Raw genomic sequence first — 18,331 nt, 5'->3', positions numbered from 1 at the left:
GTATGATTGTAGTAAATTTAGATGTCATGATGGCTAAACGAAAAATTTCATTAAACGAATTATCTCATATCGTTGGCATTACAACCGCCAACCTCTCTATCTTAAAAACAGGGAAAGCAAAGGCTATTAGGCTGGTTACGCTTGATGCTATTTGCAAAGCTTTGGACTGTACTCCCGGAGATATTTTAGAATATAGAGAAGATAGCTAATGAGAAGAAATGTGTTTTTGCTTGCAATGCTGATAATATTTCTATATTTTCAGCAGGCATCGGCTCAAAATCCAACGGACTCTATCAGCGTTGACAGTGTTATAAGAAGCCTTCCTGAAGTGATGGTTAAAGGCGAAAGACCATTGGCTGTTGTTCATGGCAGTGCTATAACCTATGATTTGCCTCGCATTATTGAGAAGAAAGGTGTGGACAACATATTTGATGCAATCAAAGAATTGCCTGGCGTTACGGAGAGAAATGGCGAGTATCAACTGGCCAATCGAAGTGTAACGATTGCTCTAAATGGGAAAGTGATGTCGTTGACGCCAGAACAGATGGCGCAACTACTAAAGAGTGTGCCGGCCGATCGACTCGAAAAGGCTGATGTGATGTATGCTGCTCCGGCAAAATCACAAGTCCGTGGGGCACTGATTAATCTTCGATTGAAAGATGGAACACAATCAGAAGTACCTTTGCAAGGTGAATTGAATGCAGCCTATAATCAGAAACATCATGCCATGTTCGGTGAGCGTGCAGCAGTTCTTTACCATAAAGGAAAACTTACCTTGGATGCCATGTATCTCCATAGTCATGGTAGCGCATTTCAGGTTACAGATGAAAAATCTCGGCATAAGCTCAACGATGGCTCAATATATGAGATAGAAAATCATCAAGAACAGCTTGTCAAACAGTTTGGACACGACTACCGTGTAAGTGCAGAATATGACTTTGCAAAAGAACATCGCTTATCATTGGCCTATCAGGCAAATTACAATCATCGTGACATCTATAGTGACTATGTGGGCAATATCATTGGCAGAACCTTTTCTACACGTCGTATATGGCTACATAATATCAGGTTAGACTATCAGACACCCTTTGGCTTAAAAGCTGGTTTTGAAACCACCTATTATCATGATCCCGAGCAACAAGATCTGCAAAGTGTTACACCTGCTGGTAATTTTAACTTCTTTGCAGACAACGATCAACGTGTAAATGTATGGCGTTATTACTTAGCTGAGGAGCATCAATTAAGGAATAGCTGGAACTTGAATTACGGTGTTTGGTACAAACAGTCTCTTAACCACAGTCTACAATCTTATCGTGACCAGGTAGGAGTGGGCTATTTGCGTCAAAGAGAAGACATCATCAATGTTTATATGGGATTAGGGAAAAGCTGGAACAATAAGTTTATCTTGGATGCTTCATTAGCAGCGGAATACTATCATTCACCACAATGGCATCAATGGAACATATATCCCACACTGAACATGACATACGTTCACACCCCAAGCAATATATGGGTTATGAGTTTCTCTACAAATCGAACCTATCCTGAATATTGGGCAATGAATAATTTTACGGTGTATAGTGATGGTGGGTATGATGAGATTACAGGAAACCCCTATCTAAAGCCGGCCAAATCATACCAAACAAATTTGGTATGGATATTGAAAAATAAATATCATTTTGTGGCAGGGTTCAACTATGTTGACGACTATTTTATACAGACCCCTTATCAACGTTCGGACCGTTTGGCTAAAACTTTCAGGTATGTGAACTTTAATTATCAGCAACAAGCTTTCATGCAGGCAGTCATTCCTCATCGATTCGGTTCGTGGTTAGACGCTCGGTTAACATTAACTGGGGTTTGGATGCATGAGAAGTGCAATGACTTTTATGATATACCGTTTGATAGGGCTATCCTGTTTGGGATGGCTCAAATGAGTAATGTGATTACACTTAGTACTAAACCTGATTTGTCACTGACTGTTGATGGGATGCTACGCAGTAGGGCGCATCAAGCCATCTACGATTTACCCGGCTCTGGGAATATAGATATTGGGTTTCGTTGGCAATTCTGGAAGAAGCAAGCTGTTTTGCATGTTTTCTGCAATGATCTATTAGAGACTTCTTCTATCAACCCTCGAATTGATTTCAAAGGGCAATACGTGAATATGCACTTTGGTTGCTATCGTGAGCTTGGTGTTTCATTAACAGTCAAGTTTGGAGGATATAAGGCAAAGAAGAATGACGCTATCAATACATTACGATTCCGCAAATAGAAATGGTTGCAAAGGCCAAAAGCAATGATGGCAGCAAGAAAAAGGCCCCATGGCAAGAAGAAACCGCGTGTAAGACCGCTTTGGCAGGACGTGTTTCACGCCGTAATCGGGGCAAAACAAGCCCCATCTTTTGCTCGAAATTAACCGACAAGACGAAAGCTATATCGTCTTTTTTTTGTAACTTTGCCTGCAATAAGAACATATAGCATAACAAAAAACATTATGGCAAAGAAAGTTGATTTCAAGTATGCTCCCATGTTTCAACTGGGTGAAGACCATACTGAATATCGTCTGCTCACGAAAGAGGGCGTATCGACCAGCGAATTTGAGGGAAAAACCATCGTGAAAGTTTCAAAAGAGGCGTTGACGTTGCTCGCACAACAGGCGTTTCACGACGTGGAATTTGCGTTGCGGCGCGCACACAACGAGCAAGTGGCAAGCATTCTGCGCGATCCTGAAGCATCAGAGAACGACAAGTATGTGGCATTACAGTTCTTGCGCAATGCCGAGACGGCAGTGAAAGGTGTGCTACCTTTCTGCCAAGATACCGGTACGGCCATCATCCACGGCGAGAAGGGACAGCAGGTGTGGACGGGTTTTGAAGATGAAGAGGCACTCTCGCGAGGCGTTTACAACACGTTTACAGAGGACAATCTGCGCTATTCCCAAAACGCTCCGCTCAATATGTATGACGAAGTGAACACGAAATGCAATCTTCCTGCGCAGATTGACATCGAAGCTACCGAAGGAGCCGAATACCGATTTGTGATGGTTGCAAAAGGCGGTGGCTCGGCCAATAAAACCTATTTTTATCCTATGACCAAGGCAACCATACAGAATGAGGGCACGTTGCTGCCCTTCTTGGTGGAGAAAATGAAGAGTCTCGGCACGGCAGCCTGCCCGCCCTATCATATTTGCTTCGTTATTGGTGGTACTTCGGCAGAAAAGAACCTGCTCACCGTCAAGCTGGGTTCAATCAAGTACTACGACGATTTGCCCACGACCGGTGACGAGACGGGACGTGCTTTCCGCGACATTGATTTGGAAAACAAGCTGCTTGACGAGGCTCACAAGATTGGACTTGGTGCGCAATTCGGTGGTAAAGCATTTGCTCACGACGTGCGTGTCATTCGCCTGCCGCGTCACGGTGCAAGCTGTCCCATCGGGATGGGCGTAAGCTGTTCGGCCGACAGAAACATCAAAGCCAAGATTAATGCCGATGGTATATGGATTGAAAAAATGGATATGAACCCCTCTGAACTCATTCCTGAGGAGTACCGGAAGCCGGGTGAGGGCGCTAAAGGGGTGGAGATTGACTTAGACAAGGGCATGGATGCTGTGCGCGCTGAGCTTACAAAGTATCCCGTGAGCACGCGCGTCAGTCTCAAAGGCACCATCATTGTGGCGCGCGACATTGCGCACGCAAAACTCAAAGCACGTTTGGATGCCGGCGAGGATTTGCCGCAGTACATCAAGGATTATCCAGTGCTTTACGCCGGTCCTGCCAAAACCCCCGAAGGATATGCGTGTGGTTCGATGGGGCCAACCACTGCCAACCGCATGGATCCGTATGTTGACGAGTTCCAGGAGCATGGCGGTTCGTTGGTGATGATTGCAAAAGGCAATCGAACCCAAGTGGTGACGGATGCTTGTCAGAAACACGGTGGTTTCTATTTGGGCACCATCGGTGGTGTGGCTGCCGTGCTTTCGCAGAGCAGTATCAAGAGCATTGAATGCGTGGAATACCCGGAATTGGGCATGGAAGCCGTGTGGAAAATACGCGTTGAGGACTTCCCCGCGTTTATTTTGGTCGATGATAAAGGTCACGACTTCTTCAAGGAGTTAAAACCTTGGACGGCTTGTGCCTGCACGAAATAAAGCAGACAAGAAGGAGCTGTGGGCACGACTAAACCCACGCTCCTTGCGCTTATAACGCAACAACAAACGGCTCGCAGAGCCACGCGCAACACCATGCGCAACATTTCATCTCAATAGGTAGACTTTTTTAAGAAAATTCGGGGTGCAGACAACACCTTCACTATACTCGAAAAGAAATAACTTGTAGAGAACAAACCACTTGAATGCAAAATATAAGTTGTCGCAACCCCATCATTGTAACGCAAAAGAACAGATTGCATGACAAAGAAAAGAAAAGCGCATACGTCGTACGCCTCGTTCAAGGAGGTGGCTGACATGCTGCTTGAGCTGCAAGAAACAGCTCCTAACGACTATTCAGTAACGCAGAACTACAGTGTTTTTACCCATAGTCCGGCCTTCTTTAAACATTTTCTCGGCAACCGAATGCCGGTAAGAGCCGATTGTGCACGTGTCGCGGTCGTGCGAGAGGGATGGTTTTCGCCTACCATCAACGGTCACACTTATCACTGCAAGGCCGGCGAATTATTGTTCGTAAACTGGGGGGCCGTGATCGAAGACGACCAGTTTAGCGACGACCTCGCCATGGATGGATATATGCTCACCGAAGAATATGTCAATTTGATGTTCGGCGGTAATTTACCATCTATATTCAAAAGCACCACGCTCTGTTTTAAAGCAACCCTCACAGCGGAAGAGAACAATACGTTCTGCAAGATCCTGCAAACGTTGCTCACGGTGAAATTGCTCGGTCCGCACACCGAATCCACCACGACAAACGCTTTGTTTGTGGCGATTAATCTCTTTACACAAAAACTGTATGAAAGCGACATCCTGTTGCCCAGTGTACAATGGTCGCGCAACAAAAAACTCACCGAAGCCTTCACACAACTCGTGAATGTTCATGCCAAAACGCAACATTCTATCGGTTTCTATGCCAAGCAGCTCTGTGTTTCGGCGCACCATCTCAGTATGGTGGTGAGAAAAGAAACAGGCAGCACGGCCAAAGAATGGATTGATCGTGCCACGGTAACTGCCATTCAAGTGGAATTAAAATACAGCGAGAAAACGTTGGAGCAAATCTCTCATGACTTTTCCTTCCCCTCACTCAGCACTTTCTGCAAATTCTTTAAGCGCAACACGGGGACAACGGCCTTCACTTATCGCGCAGAATAAGGCACATGCCGTAACAGGGCTGCTTGGCATCTATTTAGCCCATTACTGAAAAAAGATAAGCAAAAATTTGCAACATTGACACGAAGTAGCTACCTTTGCGACGAAATTCATTCCACAGATGAACTTCTTCGGGGTGCTACCGTCGTTGCGGATGCTGAGATTAGACCCATGGAACCTGAAACAGGTAATGCTGGCGAAGGGATAAATTAAAATTTCCACGTGTTTTCTTCATCAACACTGCGTTGCGTTGTTAAAAGCAAGGTACTCCAATGAAATCCATCGTTGGATGAACAGAATGTATCACTTTTAACAACGATTATCGTATGAAATCATCATCTTTCGCATGGCTCTGTGTTGCTTTGCTGGCAACTGCGGCAGAAACTAAGGCCGAAAAGCTCGACACGCTTAAAACTTATGAACTGCAAAATGTGCAGGTGACGGCCACACGTGCGCAGCACAACACCCCCATGACATTTAGCAATCTCACCCAGCAAGAGCTTGCAAAACACAACCACGGACAGGATATTCCTTCGTTGTTGAGCTTTATGCCCAGTGTAACCTTCACGTCGGATGCGGGCAATGGCATAGGCTACACTGCACTAAAGGTGCGCGGAACCGATCCGTCGCGCATCAACTTCACCGCCAACGGAATCCCCTTGAACGACGCCGAAAGCTCACAAGTGTTCTTAGTGAACATGGGCGACTTCATCAGCAACGTCAAAGATTTGCAGATTCAACGCGGCGTCGGCACTTCAACCAATGGCAGTGCGGCCTTCGGAGCTACGGTAAATCTGCAAACCGATGCACCTTCTCTGAAACCATTCGTGACACTCTCGACCGCAGCGGGTAGTTATGCGTCTCACAAAGAGACGCTCCTTTTCGGTTCGGGACTTCTGCAAAATCACTGGAGTTTCAACGTGCGTCTGTCGAATATCGGCAGCCACGGCTACATCGACCGCGCAACATCGAGTCTCAACTCCTATTTTCTGCAAGGCGCTTACAGCAGTCGTAGTACCTTGGTAAAATGGCTTACGTTCAACGGAACCGAACACACGTACATGGCTTGGGATTACGCTTCGTTGGCACAAATGGCGCAATATGGGCGGCGTTACAATCCTGCTGGCGAATATACCGATGCTAACGGGCAAACACAATATTATCCCAACCAAACCGACAACTATCATCAGCAGAACTATCAGCTCATTTGGAATCAGCTCGTCTCGCCTGCTTTCAACTTCAACATTGCGCTCCATTACACTGCGGGTAATGGCTTTTACGAGCAATATAAGGCGCAACAGAAGCTGAAGAAATATGGATTTCCACCCACTTCGCCCATTGCCGACCTCATTCGCCGCAAGCATTTAAGCAACGATTTCTATGGATGGGTGTATGCACTCAACTACCAACAGGCACGTTGGAATGCCACTTTGGGAGGCGCCAACAACCGGTATAGCGGCCGACATTTCGGTAAAATCCTCGCCATCATCAATGCAGCCGTGCCCTATTCCCCACTACAAGAATACTATCGCAACAAAGCTGAGAAGACCGAAAACAGTGTTTATGCCAAAGCCAACGTAGCGTTGGTGAAAGGGCTTAGCGTCTATGTCGACCTACAATATCGCAACATCAACTATCGGTTGCAAGATCCCAACGACAATCCCACAACGGCTGCCAATGCACCTTGGCGCTACAACGAGCACTATCACTTCTTCAATCCCAAGGCCGGTCTGTTTTTTCAGCCCGCAGAAGCACACGCATTCTATCTTTCTTGGGCCGTGAGCCATCGCGAACCCACGCGCAATGACTTTGAAGGAACGCTACGCCAGCTGCCGCGTGCTGAACGAATGACCGACTGGGAAGCAGGCTACAAGTTGGCTTTACCACGCTTGACCATGGGCATCAACCTTTATTCCATGCACTACAAAGACCAGTTTGTGCTCACAGGCGAAATCAATTCCACTGGCGAAATGATTCACCGCAACGTGGGAACATCCTATCGGGAGGGCATAGAATGGCAGGTATCGTGGCAACCGCTCAACTGGTTTAAATGGCAAGCCAACGCGACATTCAGCCGCAACCGCGCCAAAGACTGGATGGTAGAGAGCAAGGCAGGGCGACCACTGCGCTTTGGAACAACCCATTTGAGCTTCTCTCCCGATGTGCTGGCCAACCAAATCATTACTTTTACACATGGAGGATTTGAGGCGATGGTGCGCAACCAATTTGTCAGTCGACAACACATGACCAACGACAACAACACGAATCTCATGTTGCCAAGCTATTTTCTGACACATTTGGATGCCAACTATAGTTTCCATCTACCATCCATTCGCCGTATCACAGCGGGCATCACCATCTACAATCTCTTCAACAAAAAATATTTCTCCAATGGCTATGCCAGCGCTGAATATGACAATATGGGGCGCGAAGTCTCCTCTTCGGCAGTCTATTCAGCACAAGCCACAGCACATTTCATGACGTATTTAACGATTACTTTGTAACGCATGATGCAATTTCTCACACAGCATGGGCTCGACTTGCTCACCACTTTCCTTGGCATCGTCTATCTCGTTTTAGAATATCGTGCCAGCACCTGGCTGTGGATTGTGGGCATCATCATGCCGCTACTCGATGTGTGGCTCTATGCCACACATGGTCTTTATGGCGATGCGGGCATGGCCGTCTACTATACTTTGGCGGCCATCTATGGGCTCATCGTGTGGAAATTTGGACGCAAGCGCGGACAGGCGGCGCACCAACCGATGCCCATCACCCACATGAAACGACGTCACTACCTGCCCCTTTGTGCATTTTTCTTGTTGGCATGGGGCATCACTTTTTGGCTTTTGCGCACGCAAACCAATTCCACAGTTCCCGCATTAGACGCTTTCACCAACGCGCTTAGTTTCATCGGTCTATGGGCATTGGCACGCAAATACATCGAGCAATGGTGGGCATGGCTCATCGTCGATTTCATCAGCACCTATCTCTACCTCACCAAAGGCATTCCCTTCAAGGCGGGGCTCTACGCTCTCTACACTGCCATGGCTATTGCCGGTTACTATAAATGGAAACGAATGATGCAGCAACAACATGACACACTATCCTAAAATAATGGCCGAAACCCCATTCGATGCCGTCATCGTGGCCAACGGAGCCTTTCCCAAACACGAGACATTACTACGCATTTTGCACCACGCACCGCATGTGATTGCTTGCGATGGTGCCGCCGAAACGCTCTTAAATGCGGGCTTCACTGCTCAGCAAATGACAGTAATTGGCGATGGAGACAGTTTGGCACCAAGGCTCAAACGACAATTACATTTCATCTCTATCAGCGAACAAGATGACAACGACCTTACCAAAGCTACACGCTATGTATGCACACAGCACGGGCAAGTGCAACCGCAACTGACCGCCAACCGTCGTCTTCGCATTGCTTATCTCGGTGCAACGGGCAAGCGCGAAGACCACACTTTGGGCAACATCGCCCTCATGATGCATTATTACAACCACTTCAACGTGCAGCCATTCATGCTCACCGATGAGGGAATTTTCATTGCGGCATGTGGCGATGGTCGTTTCGATGTCACACCGGGACAACAAGTAAGCCTCTTCAACTTTGGCTGCCAACAATTAGAAAGTCAAGGGTTGCGCTGGCCCATCTATCCATTTGATGCCTTTTGGCAAGGCACTTTAAACGAAGCAGTGCAACCCATCATACAGATAAAAGCCGATAATGCCTATCTCGTGTACATCACATGGACGTTTTATTGACATTTAACTAAATTTTAAAGTCAAAAATTTGTATGGTAAAAGAAAACATAGTACCTTTGCTTCATAAATCATTATATAGACTACTATCATTTAGAGTTACACACGTTACCGAAACATTTTCGTGAGAAAGATATTCGTAACGCATGGTTAAGACTATTTAGTTTGATTATAAGAGATGCTGGAATCGTGAGGTTCCGGCATTTTTTGTGCACTTAATCTCATGCATATTACGGTGCAATCTGCCTCATTTTAGCACGTGATTAGAGTCACATTGCACGGTAATATGAGGCATATTGCAAGGCCATGAGAAACGACTTGCTGTTTCATACTTTTATTGCCATGATGAACTGATGTGGGTTCAGCGAAATCAAGCGATGGTGCGTCCCTTGTCAATGTCCTTACGTTCTGTATTTGTTTATGTTGAAAAATCAAAGCAGGTAGAACTTTTTGCATACTAAGCTTGTCTTGAACTTGCGTAATACATCAGTGCAAGCCTTAGCAATGTTTTCTGCCGTGTGCTCAGATGGAGTAGAGCTGCCGCGGATGTATATCAATAGGTGGAAATAAAAAAATGCGGCGTAATGGACATTTGGTAGGCTGAAAACCTCTCGGGTTTTAGTAATGGACATTTGGTAGGCTGATTCTTCCAGCCTACTTTTTTGTATTTATGAATCCATCTATAAACTTCTTTTTATTAGCTTTATTCAATCCATTATGATTATGTAGTGCCCTTTTAAGTTGTGAGTTAAATCCTTCCAACAGGTTTGTTGTATTAGGTATTTGTATATCTGGATGCTCCTCACACGTATAGAGCCATGTCAGATGTGTCTTAATAGAACGTCTTGCCGTTCTCAGCCTTCTATGTGTATAGGTCGTCTTGCCCGAGATTAGAAGAGTTCGTTCATTTAGGAACTCTTTCCATTTATCACACCATTTATCAAAAGCTGTTATAAACTCGTCTTTTCTCATAGAGAACATCCTTCTCATTAATGCCAATAGTTCAACGCCTGCAGGCAAATGTGGATTGTTTGTAAGAAGCCTTCTAACTATCTGAAATTGGTGAAATTGACACATTTGTACGGGACAGAAACGTATCGCTTGCAAAAGTCCTACATGCCCATCACACACCACTGCTTTTATTATAGTTCCACGTTCCGCAATATACCGAAGTCCATCAAGATAATCTCTATTAGTTTCGTTCTTGACGAACTTGCGATAGAGTATTTTGCCTGATGAAGCATCCTGAAACAGCATCACACCAAATGTCTTGGAAAAGTATGTTGTATCCAGTATTATTACTGCAGATTTAGGGCAAGTAGCAGTGAAGCTATCCACCACTAAGCTCAACCTACGTCGTATGGTTCGCTCTGAACATTTATAAAGAGTGGATAGATCGGAAATCGTTCGATTTGCCGTCAGATAGTCATTCCATAGAGAAATATTATTTATACGCAGACCGCCTTGAAATTGCCTACCACAATCCCTGCAAAGATACATCTGAACAGTACGTCGGTGCCCATTCTTTTTAACATTTGAACTGTTGCAGAAGATACAGTTTTTTATTCATAGGTTTTAAAATGCTGCAAAGGTAGTAAATAAAAGAATTCCGAGAGGTTTCAGCCTACCAAATGTCCATTATGCCAAAAATGCTGTTTCTGACGTTGGAAACAGCATTTTTCGGTTCGAATCGATTTTAATAGCCGAAAATCTCTTCGGTGGAGAGTCGCTTCACGGGCGCAATCTTTTCTAATTCTTTCATATCAAGTTCTTTCTCATCGCCCAGCACAATGTAACGGTAGGTTTTGTTGGCAATGTTCTGACGGGCAAAGTTTACTACGTCTTTCAGCGTGATTTTGGGCAGTGCGTCGTAAACCTGCTGCATGTAGTCGTTGCTCAGACCGAGTTGTTTCATTCTGAGATAGCGCGTGATGACGCCATAACGTGTGACGCGGTCGCTCTGAATGGACTTGATGAGGCTCTGTTTGGCCAAGTCGAATGCCGCCTCGTTCTCGGGCATGTTGTTGACGATGTCGTTGAACACGCGCAGGCAGTCGCTCATCTTGTCGTTTTGTGAGATGATTTGTGTGAGGAAATATTCATCTTCGTTCTTCATTTGTGGCATTGCATAGCGGGCACCGGCGTTGTAGGCTAAGCCGCGGGTCTCTCTCAGTTCTTGAAAGACAATGGAATTCATGCCACTGCCAAAATACTGGTTGAACAACATCTCGGTGGGTGTTTTGCTGACATTCCACTGGTTGCCCTCGTTGTGATATTGGCGCAAATAGATGTTTTTCGCCTTGAAAGGTGCCAGAAGCACTTCGTTTTGAGGTGTTTGCTGCAAACGATAGCTCTTGTTGACGGGCAGTTTGAGCAGCGTCTTACCCACTTTGTGCTCGCGCTGCACGATACTAATGAGTTGCTGCTCGGTAGCGGGTCCGTAGTAGAGCACGCTGTGAGGCATGCGGGTGAGGTTGGTGATGAGTTGCACCATCGACTGCGGATTCATGGCGCGCAACTGCTCAACGGTGCAGATGTTGCGCGTGGGATTGTAGGCACCGTAGCGGGCATAGTCCAACAGTGCAAAAGAATTGGTGCGTTGGTTCTTCTTTTTGTCGTCGCGGTTCTTTGCTACTACATCGCAGTAGCTAAGCCATGAGTTTTTATCGGCTTTCGCTTGGTGCAGCACCTGTTCTAAGAGTCGCAGTGCGCGTGGCATGTTTTCACTCAGCCCGGACAGGGTGACGTTGAGTTTATTTGTGCTGACATTGATGTTGTACTGGCAGGCAAGGTTGTAGAAGGCTTGTTTCAACTGCGAGACTGTGGTGTTCTGCGTGCCGATATAGTCTAAATAATCGGCTGCATAGTCGTAGCGTTTGTCGGCGGTGGTGCCAAAGTCATAATGGAAGGTGAGCACGAAAAGTCCATCGTTGGGATTGCGCTTATAGATGAGCGGCATGCCGTTGACCTTCTTGCCCAGCGACAGTTCTTTGCTGAAATCCAGAAACTTGGGCTGTATCGGCGTTGTTTTGCTCAGGCGAATGCTTTTCAGCAGTGCACTTTCATATTCGCGGTTGGCGGGAATGGGGGTGATGATGGGTTTTTCGATTTTTTTCAATGTGCTGTCTACGCCCTGCCGTTTATAGACGCAAACGAGGTTGTTTTCGCCAAAATGCTGGCTGACAAAGCGCTGGATGTCTTGTTTTGTGATCTTTGCCTGTCGGTCAAGCTGCAGTGCTACGTCGCTCCAGCGCTGGTCGTTAACAAACGCATGTACCATGAAGCTGGCGCGCAGGATGTTGTTTTGTAAATCTTCAAAATAGTGCAGTTTCTTGTTAGCCATGACGGCAGGCAGCAGTTGATTGCTGAATTCTCCGCGTGCCAACTTGTTAATCTGTTCGAGCAGCAGTTTTTTCACCTGTTTCAGGGTTTGACCATGCAGGGGCGAAGCTTCGATGATGAATGCCGAGTAGTCATGAAGCCCGTCGAAGTCGACTCCAACATCCTGCACCTTCATAGGCTGTAATAAATTGATGTCGATGAGGCCTGCCTGCCCGTTGTAGAGCAGGTGACGCACGAGATCGAGCGTGTCGCTCTGCATATCGTTCTCGCCTTTGAAGCGCCAGGCCATCATCAGGTTTTCAGCATTCTGCCCCATGACGGTCGTATCGCGTTGCGCGGTGATTTCACGTTGCGCGGGAAACTCGGGGCGAGTGAGGTTGGTTGACGGCTTCCACTGGCCAAAATATTTGTCGATGATGGCGATGGTTTCGTCGGGATTGAAGTCGCCCGCCAGAACAATGGCTACGTTATTGGGCACATAGTAGCGATGAAAGTAATTTTTGATGTTGACAATGGATGGATTTTTCAGATGCTCCTGTTCACCGATGGTGGTTTGCGTTCCATAGGGGTGGGTAGGCGTGAGCAACTTCCACAACGCGGCATATTCCTTCGAACCGTCGCTTGCCATGGAGATGTTTTTCTCTTCATACACGGCTTCCAGCTCGGTGTGGAATCCGCGAATGACCATGTTTTGGAAGCGGTCGGCTTGTATGCGTGCCCAGTTATCGATTTCATTCGTGGGAATGTTCTCAACATAGCAGGTAACGTCGTTGCTCGTGTAGGCGTTGGTGCCTTCCGATCCGATACTCGACATGAGCTTGTCGTACTCGTTGGGTATATTGTATTGCGCGGCAAGCTGCGAGACGGAATCAATCTGGTGATAGGCGGTTCTGCGCTGAACGGGGTCGGTCAGCGTGCGATACTGCTCGTAACGGCGTTCAATTTCGTCCAAGTAGGGTTTCTCCTTAGCGTAATCGGTGGTGCCAAATTGTTGTGTGCCTTTAAACATGAGGTGTTCGAGATAGTGGGCCAAGCCCGTGGTCTCTGCCGGATCGTTACGCGACCCGGTGCGCACAACAATGTTGGCTTGTAGGCGTGGACGCTCCTTATTGACACTCATGTAGACCTTTAACCCGTTGTCAAGGGTGTAGATACGGGCTTGCATTGCGTCTCCCTTCACGGTAACGAAGGAATAATTTTTGGCCGAAAGCGTTGCAAGCGTGCACAGCGCTACCGACATGAAAATGGTTCTTAAATGCATCATATTTTTTAGTTTTCAAAATTGATTTCGTGATCTAAACTGTTGATAAAATCGTCGAGCACATGGGGTTCGACATCTCCCATGGCATATTCTTTCTCGGCATCCTTGCGTATCTCGGCAATCCATGCGCGACGTGCCTGTACGTAATCGTCGTGGGTTTGTTCGGCTGTGGTTTCGGTAATATCGTCCACGTGGTAGTAATTGCATATCATGTGATAGGTCCACGCCCACTGATAGTCGCGATAATGGCGGTGGATTTCCTCAAATCGGCAGATGACGTCTTGAATCGTTTCGATATTTCCTTGCTTGATATCGTGGCACAGGCGTTGCTCCTCGGTATCGGGCAGCAGCAGTCCGCTCAGGTCGTTCCACGTGCCTTGCCCGACAGTCGTGGTAGGTTTGGCGTAATTTCCCTGCTGTTTATAAACGCGCTTGAGCACGGCACCCATGTAAATGCGCAGGGCGATGTCATAGTACTTGATTCCCTTGTTTAACGAGCTGGCATGGATGACATAATTATGATAGGTGTAGGATGCCACGTCGGTTCCACTGGCTTCGCGCAGTTTCTCCAAGATTTCTTTGCCTTGCAGGATTTCGCCAACGGAGAAAGGCGATAACCAATCGAAGTTTACGATGCTTTTGTGGGATCCGGGCATGCGCACATCACGTTTCGGCCACTTTCGGATGTCGCGATACAAACCCACAGTAGTGATGTTGCGGCCGGGCGAAAGGTACATCGTGTCGCCATAGGCAACGAGGTAGGAAAAGGGTAGGTTGCGTGTGTCGGGGTGATACATCAGCTTGCCGAAGCACACCGAGAACGTGCCGATATGGGCAGGCATGAGAATATAGGCGCCGCTGGCTGTTTTCGTGCCGCGCTCGAGTATGCCATAATGCATCGGCCCCATCTTGTAGGCGTGATTACTGAAATTGGTAGCGCTCCCCGCATTATAGAAAGAGAATTGTCCGCCGATGAGCAAACTACTTTTGTGATGGCTGGAAGTGAATGGACCGCAGAACGCCGCGCATGCTTCACCATTGCTCATGTAGGCATTGGCAAAGAAAATGCTTGTTGACGCAGTGAAACCGTTGCTGATGTGGCAGGCTTCACCCACGAAACAGTCTTGCATCTTCACGCTGTTAGTGATGCTGCTGCCTTCGCTGATGATGGTGTTCTCGCAGATGACACCCGTGCCGATGTACACGTTGGCAGCGGGCGTGCTCAGAATGGTGCAGTCGCTTAATCGCGAAGCTCCGTTGATTTCGCAGTCGTCGTGGACGATGGTGTTGTTGACTTCGCGTGTATTGACAATTTTCACGTGGTTACCAATGTAGGCTTGGTCGGAACGGTGGCGGGCAATATCTTCGTTGATGAGGTGACGCAGCTGATCCTTGAGCGTGCGGTCGTTGAAATGCTTCACCATGAAGGCCGCCAGCTGGCTGTTCAGGTCGCTGAAGAGAATGACGTTGCCGTCGCCCACTTCGTTGAGTACTGAGATGAGATTGCCCTCACCATAGGTGGCGCCCTCGGTTGTCTCCATGGCACTGACATTGCTGATGTAGCAGTCGTCGCCGATCGTATAATTGTTGATGTAGTTGCCGATGTTTTCAATCAAACAGTTGTCGCCAATGGTCACGTTGCGCAGGGTGGCGTTGTTGATGCCGCTGTGTTTGAGGAAACCACGGCTCACTTCGATGTTTTTCTCGAAGTCACCGATGTGGATTTCGCCGTAGAGCATCACGCGATGCATGTAGTTGGGCTTAAAATCTTCGCTCACATGGATGTTTGTCCAGTCTTCGGCCCAACAACTTTGAACCTCAAGAATGTTGATCTCTTCGTTGGTTAGTTGTCTCATTTTCTGTCGTTTTACAGGTTATTCCATTGCAGGATAGAGGAAATCGTTGTAAGGATATTTCTGTACATGCAATTCGCGCACACGGATGTAGAGTGTCTTACGGAAGGTTTCGATGTTGCATTTGGTTTTTGCGCTGATGAAGAGACAATTATCATTGAGGCGCGCCATCCACGTGCGTTCCAACTCTTCCAAGGGGATATTTTCTTTGGTGGCTGGCGTCAGATCGTCTTTTTCTTTCTCAATCCAATGGTAATTGTCGATTTTATTGAAGATAATCATCGAGGGCTTGTCGCTGCAGCCGAGTTCCTTGAGGGTGTTATCGACGACGCGTATCTGTTCTTCAAAGTCGGGATGCGAGATGTCTACCACATGCACCAGCAGGTCGGCCTCACGCACTTCATCCAACGTGCTTTTGAAAGAGTCGACCAAGTCGGTGGGCAGTTTCCGGATAAATCCCACAGTGTCGGCCAAAAGAAAGGGCAGATTGTCCACAACCACCTTGCGCACGGTGGTGTCGAGGGTGGCAAAGAGCTTGTTTTCGGCAAATACTTCGCTTTTCGCCAGCAAATTCATGATGGTGCTTTTGCCCACGTTGGTATACCCCACGAGGGCCACGCGAATCATACGTCCGCGATTCTTTCGCTGGGTGGTTTTCTGCTTATCGATCTCTTGCAGGCGCTGTTTCAGCAAGGTGATGCGCTGCAAAATGATGCGACGGTCCATCTCTAACTGGGTTTCGCCCGGGCCACGCAGCCCTACCGAACCTTTTCCGCCGCCTGAACCAGAACCACCTCCTTGCCGCTCTAAGTGCGTCCAGAGTCGTTGCAACCGCGGCAGCATGTAACGATATTGCGCTAATTCCACCTGAGTTTTGGCGTTGGCTGTTTGTGCACGCATCGCAAAAATGTCTAAAATGAGCGATGTGCGGTCGAGTATCTTCACTTTCAGCTCGTTCTCGATGTTGCGTATCTGTTTCGCCGAGAGTTCGTCGTCGAAGATAACCATTCCGATAGGTTCCTCGTTGTCTTCGCACTGTTCAATGTATGCTTTGATTTCCTCGAGTTTTCCTTTGCCTACATAAGTCACAGCGCTCGGGCCATTCACCTTTTGTGTGAATCGTTTCACTGTCACAGCACCTGCCGTGTCGGCGAGAAACTCCAATTCGTCGAGATATTCCTTGGTCTTAGCCTCGTTTTGTGTCTCCGTAATCAAGCCCACCAAGATTGCACTTTCGGCTTTAACTTCTGAAATAACAAATTCTTTCATGCCTGTTTGTTCATTCGATAATTGAATGCAAATTTACGAAAATAGGCTGATAAAATGGGGCGTTCTGTGCGTAAAAATCGAAACGTTTGCCGTAGTTTGCAAGGTTGTTGACAAGGGCATCTTGCAGGGGGATGAAACCACGGGGTAGATTTTATAAAATGTAAGGGCGCATATTAAAAAGTACAATGCCGATGGCATAGGTTCCCCTCCACGACTTTACCCAGGGTAGATTTCGCTATGCTCAATCAACCCTGGGCTGACAAAAGTACAACACCGATGGTGTTGCTCCCTCCCTACATTCTATCACGATTTTGAACATATCATCCACCACACACATTAACCATTTGCGCGCAATCTGCCCCAACGGCATCAACCGCCCATGCGCAATCCAGCCAAACGTCACCAACTGCCCATACGCAATCTGCCCAAACGAAACCGTAGGGGCGGTGCCTGTGTGCCCGCCCGAACGTCCGCGTAGCGGCGTTTCCATACCAAAAACACACGCATTGTACGCGGGGAATGAACGATGGATGTGCCCTTGCAGGGCAACACGGGCGGGCACACAGGCACCGCCCCTACCCAGTTCCGTAATATTTTGTCACGCAATCCCACCCAAACCAAATAACCATTTACACGCAATCCACCCTCAACGACACCAACCACCCATGCGCAATCCTCCCAAACGAAACGCGTGAACAATCCATACAACATATCGGGGGCGGAAATGCATCGCGCACTCCCGCCCCCATTCTTTAAAACAAGTTGTGTATGCAAACTGGCATCGAGATGATGCCCATCTGTTTTAAAGCAAGTTATTCTTTCGGTGTCACCGTGGCCGAACCTTGGCCGCCGCCGGGTTTGTTTCCTCCGGGATTGCCCGAGCCGCCGTTCTTTCCATCGCCCGACGGATTGCTGCCACCATTGCCACTGGGATTGCCGCCATCGCCGAAAGGTTGCTTGCCATCATCCGAAGGCTTTTTGCCGTCCGAGCCATGGTTGCCGCCCTTGGGTTTCACCGTGGCCGAGCCGCTGCCACCTGCTGTCGGCTTTGTTTTGATGGCCACCAATCGGCCGGCTGTCACCCGCGCCCACAGCGTCTTACCCGTGCTGGCCACACGCAGTTCGTAGCGCAGTTCGCTGTTGCGGTTCAAGGTGCGACCGGTGAAGGTCACGTCGCCTGCCGCATAGCCCGCCGCCGTGGCGAAGGCGGGCAGCAAGGGGTCGATGAGCCGGTGGTTGCTCTCCAGCTCCATGGCGCGCGCGATGGCCTTCTGCGCCTCGCTCGCCTTGCGGCTCGTGGCATAGCGGGCGAGCACGGCGTTGATGTTGTCCACCAGCGTGGCAATCATCTGTTTGTCGGCCACGGTGGTGGCGTAGCAGAAGGCCGCCTCGACATTGCCGCGCACCTCGTAGAATGCCTCGTCGGTCAGCGGACGCAATGCACTCGTCGACGAAAGCCCCGGTTTATCGGTGCCATCGATGCGTTTCAGCTCCAACTGCTCAAAC

General features: G+C 48.1%; 12 protein-coding genes, 2 pseudogenes and 1 riboswitch. Of the genes and pseudogenes, 7 read left to right on the top strand and 7 right to left on the bottom strand.

What is annotated here, in order from left to right; translation table 11 throughout:
* The first annotated feature begins 2 nt into the window (after positions 1–2).
* From HMPREF9431_RS05775 to HMPREF9431_RS05740, 7 genes are all read left to right on the top strand, one after another.
* Complete coding sequence (locus HMPREF9431_RS05775; protein ID WP_004380240.1) at positions 3–209, top strand: helix-turn-helix domain-containing protein; 207 nt, start codon at positions 3–5, stop codon at positions 207–209.
* The gene (locus HMPREF9431_RS05770) at positions 209–2,275 is read left to right on the top strand and encodes an outer membrane beta-barrel protein (protein WP_004380239.1); all 2,067 of its coding nucleotides are present in this window, start codon (positions 209–211) and stop codon (positions 2,273–2,275) included. Before HMPREF9431_RS05775 ends, HMPREF9431_RS05770 begins: the two co-directional genes overlap by 1 nt.
* Positions 2,276–2,497: 222 nt before the next feature.
* On the top strand, positions 2,498–4,153 hold the full coding sequence (locus HMPREF9431_RS05760; protein WP_004380237.1) for a fumarate hydratase: 1,656 nt from the start codon (positions 2,498–2,500) through the stop codon (positions 4,151–4,153).
* Between the two features lie 258 nt (positions 4,154–4,411).
* Positions 4,412–5,326: a helix-turn-helix domain-containing protein gene (locus HMPREF9431_RS05755; protein ID WP_004380236.1), complete on the top strand. Its 915-nt coding sequence runs from the start codon at positions 4,412–4,414 to the stop codon at positions 5,324–5,326.
* 119 nt (positions 5,327–5,445) lie between these two features.
* Positions 5,446–5,545, top strand: a riboswitch (TPP riboswitch).
* 104 nt (positions 5,546–5,649) lie between these two features.
* Positions 5,650–7,827 (top strand): TonB-dependent receptor, encoded by a 2,178-nt coding sequence (locus tag HMPREF9431_RS05750; RefSeq protein WP_004380235.1) that lies wholly within the window; start codon positions 5,650–5,652, stop codon positions 7,825–7,827.
* A 3-nt stretch (positions 7,828–7,830) separates the two neighbouring features.
* Positions 7,831–8,436, top strand: a complete 606-nt coding sequence (gene pnuC / locus HMPREF9431_RS05745; protein WP_040560918.1) for a nicotinamide riboside transporter PnuC — start codon at positions 7,831–7,833, stop codon at positions 8,434–8,436.
* On the top strand, positions 8,420–9,103 hold the full coding sequence (locus tag HMPREF9431_RS05740) for a thiamine diphosphokinase (protein WP_040560917.1): 684 nt from the start codon (positions 8,420–8,422) through the stop codon (positions 9,101–9,103). The genes pnuC and HMPREF9431_RS05740 overlap by 17 nt, the downstream gene beginning before the upstream one ends.
* Before the next feature lie 651 nt (positions 9,104–9,754).
* Here HMPREF9431_RS05740 and HMPREF9431_RS05735 read toward each other — a convergent pair.
* From HMPREF9431_RS05735 to HMPREF9431_RS13230, 7 genes and pseudogenes are all read right to left on the bottom strand, one after another.
* Positions 9,755–10,600 carry an IS256 family transposase, variant Zn-binding type gene (locus tag HMPREF9431_RS05735; RefSeq protein ID WP_004380231.1) on the bottom strand — a complete coding sequence of 282 codons (846 nt, stop codon included), beginning with the start codon at positions 10,598–10,600 and terminating at the stop codon, positions 9,755–9,757.
* A 6-nt stretch (positions 10,601–10,606) separates the two neighbouring features.
* Positions 10,607–10,654 (bottom strand): annotated as a pseudogene (locus HMPREF9431_RS13765) (hypothetical protein); the annotation flags it as partial.
* Positions 10,655–10,796: 142 nt separating this feature from the next.
* Positions 10,797–13,703: a M16 family metallopeptidase gene (locus HMPREF9431_RS05730; RefSeq protein ID WP_004380230.1), complete on the bottom strand. Its 2,907-nt coding sequence runs from the start codon at positions 13,701–13,703 to the stop codon at positions 10,797–10,799.
* An 8-nt stretch (positions 13,704–13,711) separates the two neighbouring features.
* Complete coding sequence (locus tag HMPREF9431_RS05725) at positions 13,712–15,559, bottom strand: DUF4954 family protein (protein WP_004380229.1); 1,848 nt, start codon at positions 15,557–15,559, stop codon at positions 13,712–13,714.
* A gap of 18 nt (positions 15,560–15,577) precedes the next feature.
* Positions 15,578–16,825, bottom strand: a complete 1,248-nt coding sequence (hflX, locus tag HMPREF9431_RS05720; protein WP_004380227.1) for a GTPase HflX — start codon at positions 16,823–16,825, stop codon at positions 15,578–15,580.
* Between the two features lie 241 nt (positions 16,826–17,066).
* Complete coding sequence (locus HMPREF9431_RS12905; RefSeq protein ID WP_040560914.1) at positions 17,067–17,315, bottom strand: hypothetical protein; 249 nt, start codon at positions 17,313–17,315, stop codon at positions 17,067–17,069.
* 322 nt (positions 17,316–17,637) lie between these two features.
* Positions 17,638–18,331, bottom strand: a pseudogene (locus HMPREF9431_RS13230) (hypothetical protein); the annotation flags it as partial.

This window comes from Segatella oulorum F0390 (assembly GCF_000224615.1).
Taxonomy (GTDB): Bacteria; Bacteroidota; Bacteroidia; order Bacteroidales; family Bacteroidaceae; genus Prevotella; species Prevotella oulorum.
This window is presented reverse-complemented; position numbering and strand designations above follow the sequence as displayed.